14 protein-coding genes are annotated in these 15,705 nt (G+C 69.4%); 7 read left to right on the forward strand and 7 right to left on the reverse strand.

The annotated features are described in order from the left end of the window. Positions 1-20: 20 nt before the first annotated feature. From manD to uxaC, 3 genes are all read right to left on the reverse strand, one after another. Positions 21-1,259, reverse strand: a complete 1,239-nt coding sequence (manD, locus tag A4X17_RS01575) for a D-mannonate dehydratase ManD (RefSeq protein ID WP_064293916.1) — start codon at positions 1,257-1,259, stop codon at positions 21-23. An 80-nt stretch (positions 1,260-1,339) separates the two neighbouring features. Continuing rightward, the gene (locus A4X17_RS01580) at positions 1,340-2,800 is read right to left on the reverse strand and encodes a mannitol dehydrogenase family protein (protein ID WP_082915876.1); all 1,461 of its coding nucleotides are present in this window, start codon (positions 2,798-2,800) and stop codon (positions 1,340-1,342) included. A gap of 5 nt (positions 2,801-2,805) precedes the next feature. Continuing rightward, complete coding sequence (gene uxaC / locus A4X17_RS01585; RefSeq protein ID WP_064293917.1) at positions 2,806-4,224, reverse strand: glucuronate isomerase; 1,419 nt, start codon at positions 4,222-4,224, stop codon at positions 2,806-2,808. A gap of 184 nt (positions 4,225-4,408) precedes the next feature. On the opposite strand from uxaC, the gene A4X17_RS01590 reads away from it, so the two are divergent. The 7 genes from A4X17_RS01590 (at position 4,409) to A4X17_RS01620 (ending at position 11,607) form a co-directional block, all read left to right on the forward strand. Next, complete coding sequence (locus tag A4X17_RS01590; RefSeq protein ID WP_064293918.1) at positions 4,409-5,671, forward strand: ABC transporter substrate-binding protein; 1,263 nt, start codon at positions 4,409-4,411, stop codon at positions 5,669-5,671. After that, positions 5,671-6,645 (forward strand): carbohydrate ABC transporter permease, encoded by a 975-nt coding sequence (locus tag A4X17_RS01595; RefSeq protein ID WP_079000544.1) that lies wholly within the window; start codon positions 5,671-5,673, stop codon positions 6,643-6,645. The genes A4X17_RS01590 and A4X17_RS01595 overlap by 1 nt, the downstream gene beginning before the upstream one ends. Then, the gene (locus tag A4X17_RS01600) at positions 6,642-7,586 is read left to right on the forward strand and encodes a carbohydrate ABC transporter permease (protein ID WP_082915847.1); all 945 of its coding nucleotides are present in this window, start codon (positions 6,642-6,644) and stop codon (positions 7,584-7,586) included. The genes A4X17_RS01595 and A4X17_RS01600 overlap by 4 nt, the downstream gene beginning before the upstream one ends. A 2-nt stretch (positions 7,587-7,588) precedes the next feature. After that, on the forward strand, positions 7,589-8,422 hold the full coding sequence (locus A4X17_RS01605) for a sugar phosphate isomerase/epimerase (protein WP_064293919.1): 834 nt from the start codon (positions 7,589-7,591) through the stop codon (positions 8,420-8,422). 52 nt (positions 8,423-8,474) lie between these two features. Further along, entirely contained in the window at positions 8,475-9,572 is a 1,098-nt protein-coding gene (locus A4X17_RS01610) for a Gfo/Idh/MocA family protein (protein ID WP_064293920.1), read from the forward strand. After that, positions 9,569-10,453, forward strand: coding sequence for a sugar phosphate isomerase/epimerase (locus tag A4X17_RS01615; RefSeq protein ID WP_064293921.1), 885 nt, complete (start codon positions 9,569-9,571; stop codon positions 10,451-10,453). The genes A4X17_RS01610 and A4X17_RS01615 overlap by 4 nt, the downstream gene beginning before the upstream one ends. 86 nt (positions 10,454-10,539) lie before the next feature. Continuing rightward, complete coding sequence (locus tag A4X17_RS01620; protein WP_082915848.1) at positions 10,540-11,607, forward strand: LacI family DNA-binding transcriptional regulator; 1,068 nt, start codon at positions 10,540-10,542, stop codon at positions 11,605-11,607. Positions 11,608-11,711: 104 nt separating this feature from the next. Here A4X17_RS01620 and A4X17_RS01625 read toward each other — a convergent pair whose 3' ends face one another. The 4 genes from A4X17_RS01625 to A4X17_RS01640 form a co-directional block, all read right to left on the reverse strand. Continuing rightward, complete coding sequence (locus A4X17_RS01625) at positions 11,712-12,089, reverse strand: RidA family protein (RefSeq protein WP_064293922.1); 378 nt, start codon at positions 12,087-12,089, stop codon at positions 11,712-11,714. Positions 12,090-12,098: 9 nt separating this feature from the next. Further along, complete coding sequence (locus tag A4X17_RS01630; RefSeq protein WP_064293923.1) at positions 12,099-12,860, reverse strand: alpha/beta fold hydrolase; 762 nt, start codon at positions 12,858-12,860, stop codon at positions 12,099-12,101. A gap of 150 nt (positions 12,861-13,010) precedes the next feature. Continuing rightward, entirely contained in the window at positions 13,011-13,973 is a 963-nt protein-coding gene (locus tag A4X17_RS01635; protein ID WP_064293924.1) for a helix-turn-helix domain-containing protein, read from the reverse strand. Between the two features lie 95 nt (positions 13,974-14,068). Beyond that, positions 14,069-15,568, reverse strand: coding sequence for a glycoside hydrolase family 36 protein (locus A4X17_RS01640; protein WP_064293925.1), 1,500 nt, complete (start codon positions 15,566-15,568; stop codon positions 14,069-14,071). Positions 15,569-15,705 lie beyond the last annotated feature (137 nt).

The raw sequence follows: 15,705 nt of genomic DNA on the forward strand, positions 1-15,705 counted from the left end.
CACCGCGCTGGCCGCAGGGATCACCAGTCGTGGACGGTTCCGTCGGCGAGACGGTTGTAGGGCAGGTAGGCCCGCTGATACGGATACTTGCCCGCTTCGTCCACGTTCAACTCGACACCGAGGCCGGGCTGGTCCCCCGGGTGGAGCATGCCGTCCTCCCAGGTGTACGACTGCTGGAACACGGCGTCGGTCTTCGCGCCGTGCTTCATGTACTCCTGGATCCCGAAGTTGTGGATCGCCAACCCCAGGTGCATCGCGGCCGCCATACCGACCGGGGAGATGTCCGTCGGCCCGTGCATGCCCGACTTGATCTGGTACTGCGCCGCATAGTCCAACGTCTTCTTCAGATGCGAGATCCCACCCATGTGCGTCACCGCACCACGCACGTAGTCGATCAGCTGTTCGCGGATGATCTGCTGGTAGTCCCAGACCGTGTTGAAGATCTCACCGATCGCCAACGGCGTCGTCGTGTGCTGCCGCACGAGGCGCAACGCCTCCGGGTTCTCCGCCGGCGTGCAGTCCTCGAGCCAGAACAGGTCGTAGGGTTCGAGGCTCTTGCCGAGCTTCGCGGCCTGGATCGGCGTCATCCGGTGGTGGCCGTCGTGCAGCAACGGCAGCTCCGGACCGAACTCGTTCCGCACCGCCTCGAACACCGTCGGGAGGTGACGCAGGTACGACCTCGTGTCCCAGTCCTCCTCGTTCGGCAGGCCGCCACGCTGCGCCGGCTCGTGGTCGTACCGGACACCCGTGTTGCCCTCGAACGTCGCGTTCGACGCGATGCCGTAGATCGACTGCAACCCCGGCACCGCCGTCTGGATCCGGATGGCCTGGTAGCCCTGCGCCTGATGCTCGCGCACACTGTCGAACAACTCCTCGTTCGTCTTCCCCGACGCATGCCCGTAGGCGAGCAGCCCCGTCCGGGACGCACCGCCCAGCAACTGATACACCGGCATGCCCGCAGCCTTGCCCTTGATGTCCCACAACGCCATATCGACCGCCGCGACCGCCGCCATCGTCACCGGCCCCCGACGCCAATACGCCGACCGGTACAGGAACTGCCACGTGTCCTCGATCCGCGACGCATCACGGCCCAGCAACAACGGCACCACGTGCTCGGACAGATACGCCACCACCGCCAACTCGCGCCCGTTCAACGTCGCGTCCCCCAGGCCGGTCAGGCCGTCATCCGTCGTGAGCTTCAACGTCACGAAGTTCCGATCGGGACTCGTGACGATGACCTCAGCCTTGTCGATGTTCATGGGTACTACTCCTTCGTGCGTTGCGGCCGATGTGGCCGGGGTGGTTCCGACGGACTGCGGGTCGGCTGCAGTGGCGGGTGTCAGGGGTTCCGTGGGCGTCCGGTCAGCTCGTCGACCAGGTGCTCCAGCTCGGTGACGAGCTTGGAACCGCCATCCGGCTCCGAGCCGAGGAGGCGGGGATCGATCAGGCGCACGAGCGCCGCGGTCCGCTCCCGACCCTGGAACCTGAGCGCCTCGGCGACGGCGGCACCGCTCGCGTCACCCGGCCGGTCGTCGCCCTGGACGGCCGCGACCCATGCGGCGATCACGCGCAGGGACCCGGTTCCCGGCCGACCGGCGGCCCGTTCCGCGAGGAGGGTCGACACGATCCGCACCCGCAGCTTGGTGACCCCCTCGAGGGCGATCTGCTGCAGCCGATGCTCGATGCGCGCGTTGTCGAAGCGCTCCAGGAGCGCGGTGCGATACGCCGTCAGCCCGAGGTCGTCCGGCAGGTGGCGCTCCGTCTCGTCCCAGTACTCGTCGACCCAGGCCCGGCACTGCTCGTCGCCGACCGCCTCGGCGACCGTCGCATGACCGCGCAGCGGGCCCGCGTAGGCGAGGAGGCTGTGGGCGCCGTTGAGCAGCCGCAGTTTGCGTTGCTCGTAGGGCTCGAGGTCGTCGACGAACCGGGCACCCGCAGACTCCCACGCCGGCCGCCCGGCGGGGAAGTCGCCGCTCAGCACCCAGTCGGTGAAGGGCTCGGTGACGACGGGAGCGGCGTCGGCGAATCCGGTGAGCGTCGCGGCCGTCGCTTCGTCGGCGGCCGTGGGACGCGGCGTGATACGGTCGACCGAGGACGAGACGAACGAGACCTCGTCGGCGATCCACCGAGCGGTCTCCGGGCTGACCCGGTCGGCGAGGGCGAGCATCGCGCGACGGACCAGCGCGCCGCCGTCGGCGATGTTGTCGCACGGCAGGATCGCGATCGGACCGGCCCCGGCACGACGACGGGCTTCGAGGCCGAGAAGCAGTCTGCCGAGCGTCGTCGTCGGTCGCGCGGCGCGGAGGTCCCCCTGTTCGGCGAAGGCCTCGGACAGCAGGGCGACGTCCTGCTCGACCGCCGGATCCGATGCGTCCGGCCTCCCCTCGGCATCGAGCCGGTACCCGGCCTCGGTGACCGTGAGCGTGACGATGGCGGTGGTCTCGGCGGCCAGGAGGTCGTGGAGCCGTGCGACGTCGCCACCGTCCCGCGCCTCGACGATCGAACCGACGATCGTCGCCGAGTCGCCGTCCGCCGATCGCTCGACGACCGTGTAGAGGCAGTCCTGGGCGTCCAGATCGACTGCGGCCTGCGGACTCCGGCCGGTGAAGGCGGCGATGCCCCACTCGTGATCGGGGTCGGCGAGCTGGGTGTACCAGGCCTGATGGGCACGGTGGAAGGCGCCGAGTCCGAGGTGGACGATCCGGACCGGCGCCGACGGGAACTCGGGCAGCCGCGCGCGGGACAGAGGCGGGACCGCCTGCTCCCCCTGGGCTCCGGCAGCGCTGTCCGCGGTCGTCACGGTGCTCACAGTTTGAACACCCGTCGCGGCTGGTCGACGACGAGGTCGAGGATGATGCGTTCGGCCGTCGCCTCGTCGATGCGCCCCTCCCGCACGAGTCGCGCGAGGAACGACGCGTCGAGGCGCCTGGACATGTCGTGTCGGGCGGGGATCGAGAGGAACGCCCGCGTGTCGTCGATGAACCCCGATCCGCGTGAGAACCCGGCTGTCTCCGTCACGGCGGACCGGAAGCGCAGGACGGCGTCGGGCGCGTCGAGGAACCACCACGGTGCGCCGATGAAGACACTCGGGTAGAACCCGGCGAGCGGTGCGATCTCCCGCGAGTAGCTCGTCTCGTCGACACTGAAGAGGACGAGGTGGAACCCCGGAGCCGTGCCGAACCGCTCCAGCAGCGGACGCAGGGGACGGACGTAGTCGGTGCGGACCGGGAGGTCGTGGCCGGTGTCCGGCCCGAAGCGGGCGAGCGTCGGCGAGTGATGATTGCGGTGGACACCGGGGTGCACGGTCATGACGAGGCCGTCCTCGACGCTCATCCGGGCGCTCTCGAACAGCATGTGCGCAGCGAACCGCTCGAGGTCCGCGGCGTCGGCGGTCCCCGACAGCGCGCGGTCGAACAGCGTCGCGGCGTCCGCCTCCTCGAGTTCGATCGTGAGCGGCTGCGGGACACCGTGGTCGGCCGACACCGCCCCGTGCTCGATGAAGTGGCTACGGCGCCCGACGAGCGCCTCGAGATACCCGCGGTAGCTGGACTCCGGTGTCCCGTTCCAGGCGGCGAGTGCCGCGACCCGCTCCACCCACCCGGCCTTCGTCGGATCGAGGTACGCGTCGGGCCGGAAGGTCGGCAGGACGCGCCCGCTGAAGGTGGGGTCCGCCGCGAGGGCGGTATGTGCGGCGAGGTCGTCCATCGGGTCGTCGGTGGTCGCGAGCACCTCGATGCGGAAGCGGTCGAACAGCGCACGCGGACGGAACGCCGGCGCTTGGAGCGCCTCGTGGATCGTGTCGAAGAGCCGGTCGGCGTTCGCTCCGTCCGGCTGCTCCGTGACACCGAACTGCTCACCGAGGATCGAGCTCAGCCAGTACCCGGAGGCGGTGCCGGCGTACAGGTGCCAGTGCTCGCAGAAGCGTCGCCAGGCGTCCCGCGGCGCGGCGACGGCACCACCCTCGGCGAGGTCGGGCACGCCGACGTCCGCGAGCGAGAACCCGGCGGCGTGCAGCAGGCGGGTGACGTAGTGGTCGTGCCGGAGGAACAGCTCGGTGGCGTTCGCGAACGGGGTGTCCTCAACGAGGATCACCGGATCCACGTGTCCGTGCGGCGAGACGATCGGCAGGGCCTCGACCGAGCGGTAGAGCGCCCTGGCGACGTCGCGGGTCCCCGGGTCGGCGGGGAGGAGGCGGTCTGGATCGTTCTGCAGCGTCGTTGGCACGCCTCCATTGAAACCGGGAGACCTCCGCCTGTCAACCGATTGCCATGTCCTTCTGGCAATCGCTTGCCAGATCGACGACCGTCTGCGAGACTGATCCCGCTTCCGCCCGGAACCGTCGTGGTCCAGCACCACTGAAACGCTTCAGCGACGCGAGGAGCAGACCCCGCTATCAAAGGAGATTGCAGTGGCAAACAGCGTTCGTATCGGAATCGCGACCGCGGGAATCCTCGCCCTCGCGCTGACCGCGTGCTCGGGGCCGGGCGGCGACGACTCGGCCGACGGCCCGGTGACGCTCGAGTTCTGGGCCTGGGGCTCGAACATCGACAAGCGCGTCGAGGTGTGGAACCAGGCCAACCCCGACATCCAGGTCAACATCTCGCAACCCGCGAGCGGAGCGGACATGCCCGTCCGCGTCCTGAGCGCGGTGCGAGCCGGCGACGGCCCCGACATCGCGCAGGCGGAGTACACGCAGCTGCCGACCTACGTGTCGGCCGGCGTCCTCGCCCCACTCGACAGCGCGAAGCAGGACCTCGAGGAGGCCTACTCCCCCACGGTGCTCGAGAGCGTGTCCTTCGACGACACGGTCTACGGCGTCCCGCAGGATCTCGGGCCGGCGCTCTTCGTCTACCGGAACGACCTCTTCGCGCAGTACGGCCTCACCCCGGCCGCGAGCTGGGAGGACTTCCGCGCCCTCGCCGAGCAGGTCCGCACCCTCGACGGTGACCGCTACCTCTTCAATTTCAGCTCGATCGACGCCGACCAGTTCATGGGACTCGCCCTGCAGAACGGCGCCCAGTGGTGGGACTACGCCGACGAGCAATGGGGTGTCGACATCGACAGCGCCGAGACGCGGGAGGTCCTGGACTTCTGGCAGGGCATGGTCGAGGACGACCTCGTGAGCACCTACCAGACCGGCAGCCCCGAGCAGATCGAGGCGACCGCGAGTGGCCGGGTGCTCGGCACGATCGCCGGCGCCTGGGCTCCCGGTCCACTGCTCAACCAGTACCCCGACACCGTCGGGCTCTGGTCGGCCGCGCAGATCCCGCAGTGGGACGCCGCCGATCCGCGGGTCTTCGCCCGCGGCGGTTCGGCCAACGTCATCCTCAAGGAGAGCCCGCACTACGACCAGGCGCTCGAGTTCATCACCTGGCTGAACGCGTCCGATGAGGGCGCCGAGGGGCTCGTCGAGGTCAACAAGTTCACCGGGGCCCTGCACGGCCAGGAGATCGACCGCACGCCGCCGGAGCTCATGCCCGAGGACACCACCTACTGGCCGAGCGCCACGGAAGCGGCGTCGAAGCTCGTCACCGTGCAGTGGGGACCGAACACGCAGGTGGCCTTCACCGCCATCACCGACGAGCTCGGCAACGCCATCGAGGGGACGAGCCCGTGGGCCGATGTGCTCCCGAAGGTGCAGGACATCGTCGAGAAGGACCTGGCGGGCTGATGACCGCGCCGACCATCGAGCGGGGCCGCGGTCGGACGGAGGACGATCCGACCGCGGTCCCCACCAGACGGCGCGTCTCGCTGACCCGCCCGCACCACCTGTTCGCGTGGGTGCTCATCGCCCCCGCGGTCGTCCTGTTCGTCTTCGTGTTCGTCATCCCGATCGTGTACTCCGGCGGCCTCAGTCTCATGGGCACCGCGGCGGGTGCGAGCGCCTACGGCGTGCGCGAGGAGGTCTTCGTCGGCCTCGGCAACTACACGAAGGTGCTCCAGGACCCCACATTCTGGACGAGCCTCGGCAACCTCGCCGTGTACGCGCTCTTCCTCGTGCCGATCATGATGCTCACGGCGATGCTGTTCGCGCTGCTGCTCGACCTCCCGAGAGCCCGCCTCCGCGCGTTCAGCCGCATGGCGATCTTCCTGCCGTACGGCGTGCCGAGCGTCATCGCGGCGCTCATGTGGGGCTTCCTGTACGTGCCCGAGATCAGCCCGATCTACCAGCTCGCCGAGACCTTCGGCCTGCAGTTCCCGACGCTGCTGCGCGGCGACCTCGTCATGACGGCGATCATCAACGTCGTGCTGTGGGGCGGGATCGGCTTCAACACGATCATCCTGTACACCTCGCTGCAGTCCCTGCCGAAGGAGCAGATCGACGCCGCCCGCATCGACGGCTGCAACGAACCGCGCATCGCCTGGTACATCAAGCTGCCGCACATCGTGCCGGCCACGATCCTCACCGGGCTCTTCTCGATCATCGGCGCCCTCCAGGTGTACAGCGAGCCGCAGATGCTCTCGAGCCTCACCCCGGCCATCAGCTCGACCTACTTCCCACTGATGCGGGTGTACCGGGACGCCTTCGCCCACGACGACCTCAACTCGGCGTCGGCGGCATCCATCATCCTCGCCCTCGCCACGGTGCTGCTGTCGCTCCTGGTGCTCGGCGGGCAACGCCTCGCAGCTCGGAGGAACGCATGACCACCACCGCACGCACCGCGGAACGCGCGGAGGAGGACCGTCGCGCTCGCGAGACCGTCGTCCGCGCCGATCGCGGCCGCATCCGCAAGCCGAAGGAATCCGTCAGCCTCGTCCACAAGCTCGGCGGAATCCTCCCGACGGTCGTGCTCCTGATCGCCGTCCTCTACTTCCTGCTCCCGATGGTGTGGGTCGTGTTCGCCGCCACGAAGAGCACCGGCGAGCTGTTCTCCACGAGCGCGTTCACCTTCGGGTCGAGCCTCATCGACAACATGGCCGACCTGTTCGCGTACGAGAACGGCTCCTTCGCGCGCTGGTTGGGCAACAGCTTCATCTACTCGATCGGCGGCGCTCTCCTGTCGACCGCCGTCTCGGCCGCCGCCGGCTACGCGCTCGCGCTCTACCGGTTCCCGGGTAAGAAGGCCGTGATGGTCGGACTGCTCGCGGGTGTGCTGCTCCCGACGATCACGCTGGCGATCCCGCAGTACATGCTCTTCGCACAGCTGAACCTCACGAACACCTACTGGGCGGTGCTCATCCCGATCTCGATCACCCCGTTCGGGATCTACCTCTCCTACGTGTTCGCGCGGGGCTCGGTGCCGCAGGAACTCCTCGAGGCGGCTCGGGTGGACGGGTCGAACGAGGGGCGCACCTTCGTCTCGATCGGCCTGCCGCTCTTGTTCCCCGGTCTCGTGACCGTGTTCCTGTTGCAGTTCATCGGTGCCTGGAACAACTTCCTGCTGCCGTACATCATGCAGTCGAAGTCGGAGCTGTCGCCTATCACGGTCGCCATGTTCCTCATGCTCAACCGTGGCGGTAGCGAACCGGTGCTCTACTCGGTCGCCATCGCCGGGGCGCTCGTCGCCGTCATCCCCGTGGTGATCTTCGTGCTCGTCCTGCAGCGGTTCTGGCGCCTCGACCTCATCTCGGGGAGCCTGAAGTAGCGATGACCATCCCACCGACGACGGAACGGAACCACATGTCCGACTCGAACCCGACCGCCCAGCGGTACCCGCTCACCGGGTACGGCGTGATCGTCCCCTCCGAACGCATCCCCGGTGCGTTCGCGTCCGGAGCCGACTACGCCGAACCGACCATCGTCGGCAACCTCGTCGTCGCCGACGGAGACGGGTGGACGCGCCATCCCGACTACGACGCGAGCATCCGACGCGGGTCGTTCGCCATCCTGTTCCCCGGCGACCTGTCGCTCGCCGACCCCGACTTCCCGGCGGAACGCGTCACGGCGTACCTCGACGCCGTCATGCCGATCATCGGTTCGGTCTCGGAGCCCGGCGCGAAGATCGTGTTCGGGAGCGGGACGGCGCGCACCATCCCCGCCGGGGTGGACGTCACGGCCGCCCGCGCGAGGTTCGCAGAAGTCGTCGTCGAGACGCGCGACACGGCGGAGCGGAACGGACTGCAGATCGTCCTCGAACCATTGAACCGGGACGAGACGAACCTGCTCAACTCGCTCGAGGAGACGGTCGCCTTCCTCGACGAGTTCGGGATCGACCGCGTGCCCGTCGTCGCCGACCTCTTCCACATCATGCTGGAGGAGGAGCCGCTCGCCGTCGTCAAGGCCCTCGGCGCCCGCATCGGACACGCCCACATCGCCGATGCCGGACGACGGCCGCCCGGCCAGGGCGACTGGCCGCTCGCCGAGTTCATCACGGCCCTGCGCGACGGCGGCTACGACGGCCCCGTCACCGTCGAGTGCTTGTTCGAGGACTTCGAACCGGAGCTCGAAGCCGCCCTCGCGCACCTCCGCCAGCTCGCCTGAGCCGGCACGGACACCGACCCACCCCACGCACAGAACTGGAGCGAACCCCCGCATGTCCCGACCGCACCGCATCGCCATCGCCGGCGCCGGCATCATCTCGAAGCAGCACGGCATCGTCATCGACCAGCTTCGCGACGAGTTGGAACTCGTCGCCGTCGCCGACCCGGAGCTCGCGAAGGCGGAGGACCTCGTCGCCGAGCGCGGCGGACGGGCGTTCACGACCCTCGCGGAGGCGCTGGCGCAGACCGACCCCGACATCGTCGTCGTCTGCACCCCCACCGGCCTGCACGCCGACCTCGCCATCGAGGCGCTCGAGGCCGGCAAGCACGTCATCATCGAGAAGCCGGCCGACGTCACCGTCTCGCGGACGGACGACATCATCGCCGCGCAGGAGCGCGCCGGTACCGTCGTGACCGTCATCTCCCAGCACCGCTTCGACCCCTCGACGGAGATCGTCCTCGCCGCCGCCGAACGCGGAGACCTCGGGCGCATCACCTCGGGCATCGCCTCGGTCGACTGGTGGCGCGGGCAGAGCTACTACGACTCCGGCGACTGGCGCGGCACCTGGGCGCTCGACGGCGGCGGCGCGCTCATGAACCAGGGCGTGCACACGGTCGACCTGCTGGTCGCCCTCCTCGGACGTCCCGTCGAGGTCTTCGGGTACACCGCGCTCCTCGCCCACGAGCGCATCGAGACCGAGGACGTCGCGGTCGGTGTCGTCCGCTTCGCATCCGGTGCGCTCGGTGTCATCCACGGCTCGACGGCCGTCTACCCGGGCCTCGTCGCGCGGCTGCAGGTCCACGGCGACCGAGGCTCCGCGGTCATCGAGAACGACCAGCTGACCTACTTCCACTCCACTCCCGCGGGAACGGAGCGCGCCGAGGCCTTTTTCGGCTCGCAGGGCAAGGACACGAACCAGGCGGCGCAGTTCGCCGACGAGACGCAGGCGGGCTCGAGCGTCGCCGGACAGATGTCGGACGCGCACCTGCACCAGTACCGGAACGTCCTCGCCGCGATCCGCGGAGAGGAGCAGCTCCGCGTGACGCTGGCCGAGAACCGCCAGGCGATCTCGATCATCACCGGTCTTTACGAGTCCGCACGCACGGGCCAACCGGTCCGCCTCGACGCCGTTGCGGCGGTGGCCCGATGAGCGCTCAGCGGACGAACCGGGTGGCGGCGAACCCCATCCCGTACTGGAGTGCGCGAGGCAAGACCCGCGAGGTGTTCGAGGAGGCCTTCGCCGACTTCCAGCGCATCGGGTTCACCGCGGTGAAGGCCGACATCCCCGAGGGCATGACCGCGGACGAGTACCGCACGTGGATCGGCGGCTACGGCCTCGCACCGTCGCTCAGCCTGTTCAGCAGCGCGTTCGACGAGACGATCGTCCTCGCCGAGGTCCTCGAGGCGGCGAAGGCGTTCGGGGCGGCCCAGGCCTCCCTCGGACTCGACCGGACGATGATCTCCTCGATGGCGATCCCGGCACGCATGGCCACGCCGGCGATCGGCGCCGACTTCTCCCAGGGGCGGCTCGACCTGGCCATCGAGAACGCCGGCCGGACCTGCGAGGTCCTGCTCGCCGAGGGGATCCGCCCCCTGCACCACTCGCACGTCGGTGGCGTCTTCGAGACCGAGCACGAGATCCGCAGTCTGCTCGACACCCTCGGACCGGACCTCATCGGGTTCGGGCCCGACACCGGACACCTCCGCTGGGCGGGAGCGGACCCGGTCGCGATGATCACCGATTACCGTGACCGCCTCGGCGGCATCCACATCAAGGACGTCTACGCCGATCACCTCGACGGCGCGGCGGACGGTGCGCTGAGCTACCACGAGACGTCGCAGACGAAGCGGCTGTGGGCGGAACCCGGGCTCGGTGTGCTCGACTTCGACGCGATCGTCGCGGCGATGCCCGCGGACTACGACGGCGACTACATGATCGAGGTCGACTTCCCGAGCGTCGAGAGCGTCTACGAGTCCCACCGCTTGTCGTACGAATGGGCCGGCCACGCACTCGATGTCGCGACCCGCTGACCAGGCAGGCCTGAGCCCGCACGCCGAGGCCGCGGCAGTACGATGGCTCAGGTCGCCGAGGGCGGCGATCGAGAGGAGCGGGCCCCATGAGCACCTCTGACGCATCCGCGGAGACGATCGCTCCCGAGCCCGGAACGCCCGAACCCACGGCGGGGGCCGCGAAGACGAAACGTGCGGCGACGATCTACGACATCGCGCAGCTCGCCGGCGTCAACCCGTCGACCGTGTCGCGGGCGCTGAGCCGCCCTGGCCGCATCAACGAGAAGACGGCGCAGAAGATCCACGACGCCGCCAAACAGCTCAACTACGTGGCGAACCCCGCCGCCCGGGCGCTCCCCACCGGGCGCACCGGCACGCTCGGCCTCATCGTCGCCGACATCACGAACCCGATGTTCTTCGACGTCGTCCGCGGTGCGGAGCGTGAGGCCGCCGAGCGCAACTACACGCTCGTGCTCGCGGAGTTCAAGGAGTCGGCGGAGATGGAGCTGCTGACCGCCAGGCGGCTCATGCCGTCGGTCGACGGTCTCATCCTCGCGACCTCGAGGCTCCTGCCCGACGACGTGCGCGCGCTGGGCCAGGAGAAGCCCGTCGTCGTGATCAACCGTCAGGTCGACGACGTCGACAGCATCGTCGCCGACGTCGACCCGGGCCTCACCGCGGCGATCGACCACCTCGCGGAGCTCGGTCACCGGAGGCTCGCGTTCGTCTCCGGCCCCGGCCGGTCCTGGATGTCGCGGCATCGGTGGAGCCGGACGAGGGAGCTGTGCGCCGAACGCGGCATCGAGACGGTGCGAGTGCCGTCGACGCAGCCGGACATGGCCGCGGGCAGGGCGGCGGCCACGGCCGTGCTCGAGACGGGTGCCACCGCGGTCCTCGCGTACAACGACCTCCTGGCCATCGGCATCATGCTGGAGCTGCGCTCGCGTGGCATCGAGATGCCCGCCCAGCTGAGCCTCATCGGATTCGACGACATCTTCGGTTCGGACTTCACGACACCGGCGCTCACGTCGATCCGAAGCCCGCACATCGCCTCCGGCTCCTACGCCGTGCGGACCCTCTTCGCGCACCTCGGGGGCACCGACGTCCCGACCATCACCGACCTCGCGACCACGCTCATCATGCGCGAGTCGACCGCCCCGCCGCCCACGGACTGATCCCCGCCGCCGCCCAGCCCTTCGACAGGCTCAGGGGCCGGATGGCCCGTCGCCCAGGGACCGGAATGAGCTCAGGAGCCGCTCTCGCCCAGGGACGCACCGCCTCAGGCGACGAGTTCGATCTCGACGCGCGCGCCGAGCGGCAGCCCGACGACCGCGACCGTGGTGCGCGCAGGGTAGGGCGCCGAGAAGACCGACTCGTAGACGCTGTTCATCGACGCGAAGTCGGCCATGTCGACGAGGTAGACGTTCACCTTGACCACGTCGGCGAACCCGCGACCGGCGGCCGTCAGCACCGACTCGAGGTTGGCGAACACCCGGCGGGTCTGTTCGGCGACATCACCGTCGACGAGGGCTCCGGTCACCGGATCGATGGGCGTCTGCCCGGACAGGTACAGCGCTCCGGTCGGGGCGACCGCGGCATGCGAATACGGCCCGACGGGCTTCGGAGCGTGCGGGTCGTTCACCGTGGATCGCGTCATGGCCTCAGCCTAGGTGGCGACGAAGGCACGGATCGCCGAGGCGATCGCTCGTGGTGCCGTGTGCTGCACGACGTGCCGGTGGCCGGGCACGACCGCCATCGAACCGTGTGACGCCCGATCACGAAGCAACCGACTCCATCCCGTACCGGCGATTGGGTCGTTCCCGCCGCGGACGACGAGCACGGGAGCGGTGACCTCGACGATGCGGTCCTCGATGGGGAAGTCGACCATCCGTCGCACCTGCCGCAGGAACCACGACGGCCCTGCGCGGAGGTAGTCGACGAAGACCCGTCGGTTCACGCTCATGGTCTCACCGACCGTGTCCCACGCGAGTGCCAGCGCCTGCGCCACCATCGACCGATGATCGCGGTCCGTCACCGGACCGATGATGACGACGGCACGCGCCAGATCGGGGCGCTGAGCGGCCAGTTCGACGACCCACTGCGCGCCCATGGAATGACCGACGAGGACGAACGGCGCGGTCCCGAGCGTGTCCAGCGCGTGCCCGAGTGCCGTCGCCATCTCTCCGACCTCGACCGTGCGGACGGGCCTCGCCTGACCACCGAACCCGGGGAGGTCGACGGAGACGGTGTCACTGTCGCGGGCGAGGTCGTCGTGCAGCCGGGCGAAGTACCGGTGCGAGGTGCCGACACCGTGGACGAGGACGAAGCGGGCCGCGCCGGGGTCGCGATCGGCGGTCGTGGAGATGATCCGGAAGGAGAGGTCGTCGAGCACGAGCTGCGCGTCGCGTCGCGTCGCCCCTACTGCCATGGGGAACCGGAGTATCGTCCAGTCGTCATCCGGACACCGTACCGGGTGCCCGCGCCGGACAGGCCTCGTTGGTGGGAGCACTCAGCTTCGGGGTGCCGCCCTTCGACAGGCTCAGGGACCGGGGATGCCACTCAGGGACCGGAATTCCACTCAGCGGGCGCTCGACGCGAGGGTGACACTCGGGTACTCGCCGAAGCGGCTCGTGTAGGAGGCCGCGAACCGCCCGAGGTGGGTGAACCCCCACCGTCTGGCGACCTCGGCGACCGTGGCCAGGCCCGGTTCCGCATCCCGCAACTCCTGCCACACGCGATCGAGGCGGATCGAGCGCAGGTAGTCCGTGGCGGTGACGTCGTACTCACGGCGGAACGCCGCCTGCAGGCTGCGCAGGCTGAGCCCGGCGGCCTCCGCGATCTCCGCGGTCGCGATGGGTCGGTGGGCGTTCGCGACCATGAACTCGACGGCGGCGCGGGCCTTGCTGCTCGGAGGAACCGCCAGATCGGTCCGTGGCTGCAGAGCGAGATGTGGGAAGACCTCGAGCAACGTGACGGCGGCCGCTCGGTTCGCCTCGGCGCGCAGCACCGCGGAACTCCCGTCGTCGTAGATCACGCGCGCGACGGTCGCCACCGTCTCGGTCCAACGCCGCAGGGCGTCGCCCGACGGGCGGAACGTCGTGTCGAACCGGATCGGACCCACCGACCCCTCGGTGTCCGCCGCGACGCCTTCCACGTACGCACCGCCGAAGTGCATCATGTTGAGCCGATAGTCGATGAGATCGAACTGCGCGGGCCGGTCATTCGCGAACATCGAGGGCACGCCAGGGTGGAGCTTCATCGGCGAGCCGAGCAGGTCCATCACGCCCTCGCCACGCGTGAGCCAGGTCACCACGTACTCGTCCTGGGTGAAGGAAGCACCCGTGATCCGGCCCTCGACCTGCGACGCGCGCAGCGCGAGGTCGGCGTCGCCGATGGACGTGAAGCGGTATCCGAAGTCGGTGGCCGTCGGTTCGACGGTGATCCCGCCGATCTGGTACGCCTCGCGGTACAGCTCGCGCGCGTCGTCGACGTCGCCGCCCGCGGCCTCGAACCGCTCCGCGGGCCCAGCATTCACGCTCATCCTGCCCAGAATCTCACGAGTCCGTGGTAGCTCCATCTTTGGAGGATCGGCGTTCGTTTATCGGATAGGGCCGGGTCTCCGGCGAGCGCCAAGCATCACCCGATGTACGAGGTGTTGGACCGGGCCTCCCCTGCCACGACGGCCGTCAGGTCGACCTCGCGGCCGTCGAGCCGGAAGGTGAACCGCCCTGTCTGCTCGACCGTGGGGGTCTCCGTGAGGTACTGCCGGAGTTCGGCTCGCTCGCTCTCGTGCAGCCACACCACCGGATCGGAGGTCGACTTGAACTCGAGGATGGCCGCCACGTCCTGGAGCATGCGTCGCTCGTCCGGGTCGAGGAGGTTGCGGGCGCTGCGGAAGTAGACGGCGTCGGGGTCGACCTCGTAGACGTCCTTCAGCCAGACGCGGTTGACGGAGTCGACGATCGAGTTCCATGCGCCGACGCCCGACGGGTCGCCGACCCGTTCGGCGTTGTCCCAGAACGGACCGACATCCGGCCCCACGCGCGCGCCGTCGAACACCCCGATGGACGGGATCATCGGGACGCCGCAGCCGAGCAGGTACACGTCGTCGCCGACGGTCTCCCTGATGAACGAGATCGCGTCCCGGTAGGCGGTCTCGCGGTGGACGTCCTGATGCCGCCGACCGGCGACGGCCCCCGCGTACATGAAGTCGAGCTTGAGGTAGCTGAAACCCCACCCGGTGACGCGCTCGAAGACCTCGCGGAGGTGGTCCTGCACCTCCCGCTGCGTGGTGTCGAGCGAGTAGTAGTGGGAGTTCCAGTTGTAGCCGGTCGCCAGCGGGCGGCCTGCGTCGTCCTGCACGAGGAGGTCGGGGCGCTCCCGCGCGATCGTGGATTCGGGAAGCGCGATCATGGGGGCGAGCCAGAGCCCCGGGCGGAACCCGGCCTCGGCGATGCGACCGGCGGTCGCCTGCATGCCGGACGGGAAGTCCGGACCGGCCGTCCAGTCGCCCACGATCGGCTCCCAGCCGTCGTCGAGCTGGAACACGTCGAAGGGGTACCCGGTGAGGTCGGCCACGGTGCGGGCGACCAGCTCCTCGTCGATGCCCTCGTAGTAGGAGTACCAACTGCTCCAGACGCGACCGGCGCGCTGCGAGCGCCGCCCGAGCCGTTCGGACAGGATGGCCGCGTAGTCGGCGAAGGCCTGCTGCTCCGGTCCGAACGTGACGAACCACTCGGCTTCGTCGGTCTCGCTCCGCGCCCAGATCGTGTTGCGGTCGGCACCGACCCTGGGGTTGCCGAGCCCGAGGGTCCCGATGAGCAGCACGGTGCCGTCCGGTCCCGCGATGGCTCCGACACCGCTGCCGGAGTGGAGGTGCGGGGTCTCGTTGACCGCATCGTCGGCGGTGAGCAGCCGGTCGGGGTTGTTCTTGATGCCGATGGTCTCGCCGTCCGTGGTGGTCCAGCCGCTCGGGCTCCACGAGTTCCAGCCGTGCCGGTAGAACCCGGTGTCGCCGAAGGGGTGGAGGATCGCGACCGGACCGGCGGGCACGACGAAGCCGGTGCTCGTGGCGGTCGGTTCGCCGGCGAGGTTCGCGGGGACGCGGAGGTCACCGAAGGTGAAGGTGTGCAGCATGGCCGGCTTTCTGTCTGGATGGGCGCTCTCGGGATCGACGCGGGATTCACGCCTGCCACCGCGGGGCTGCCGCGGGTAGAGTCGAGGAGGCGGAGTTAATACTGCAATGTGCCGTGAAAAGTCGCAAGGGGGGAATG

Source organism: Plantibacter sp. H53 (assembly GCF_001650455.1).
GTDB lineage: Bacteria > Actinomycetota > Actinomycetes > Actinomycetales > Microbacteriaceae > Plantibacter > Plantibacter flavus_A.

Bases quoted from the DNA above. Each gene is read 5' to 3' on its own strand.
- manD (WP_064293916.1), bottom strand. From the start codon at position 1,259: ATGAACATCGACAAGGCTGAGGTCATCGTCACGAGTCCCGATCGGAAC.
- A4X17_RS01595 (WP_079000544.1), top strand. From the start codon at position 5,671: ATGACCGCGCCGACCATCGAGCGGGGCCGCGGTCGGACGGAGGACGAT.
- A4X17_RS01600 (WP_082915847.1), top strand. From the start codon at position 6,642: ATGACCACCACCGCACGCACCGCGGAACGCGCGGAGGAGGACCGTCGC.
- A4X17_RS01605 (WP_064293919.1), top strand. From the start codon at position 7,589: ATGACCATCCCACCGACGACGGAACGGAACCACATGTCCGACTCGAAC.
- A4X17_RS01610 (WP_064293920.1), top strand. From the start codon at position 8,475: ATGTCCCGACCGCACCGCATCGCCATCGCCGGCGCCGGCATCATCTCG.
- A4X17_RS01615 (WP_064293921.1), top strand. From the start codon at position 9,569: ATGAGCGCTCAGCGGACGAACCGGGTGGCGGCGAACCCCATCCCGTAC.
- A4X17_RS01620 (WP_082915848.1), top strand. From the start codon at position 10,540: ATGAGCACCTCTGACGCATCCGCGGAGACGATCGCTCCCGAGCCCGGA.
- A4X17_RS01625 (WP_064293922.1), bottom strand. From the start codon at position 12,089: ATGACGCGATCCACGGTGAACGACCCGCACGCTCCGAAGCCCGTCGGG.
- A4X17_RS01630 (WP_064293923.1), bottom strand. From the start codon at position 12,860: ATGGCAGTAGGGGCGACGCGACGCGACGCGCAGCTCGTGCTCGACGAC.
- A4X17_RS01635 (WP_064293924.1), bottom strand. From the start codon at position 13,973: ATGAGCGTGAATGCTGGGCCCGCGGAGCGGTTCGAGGCCGCGGGCGGC.
- A4X17_RS01640 (WP_064293925.1), bottom strand. From the start codon at position 15,568: ATGCTGCACACCTTCACCTTCGGTGACCTCCGCGTCCCCGCGAACCTC.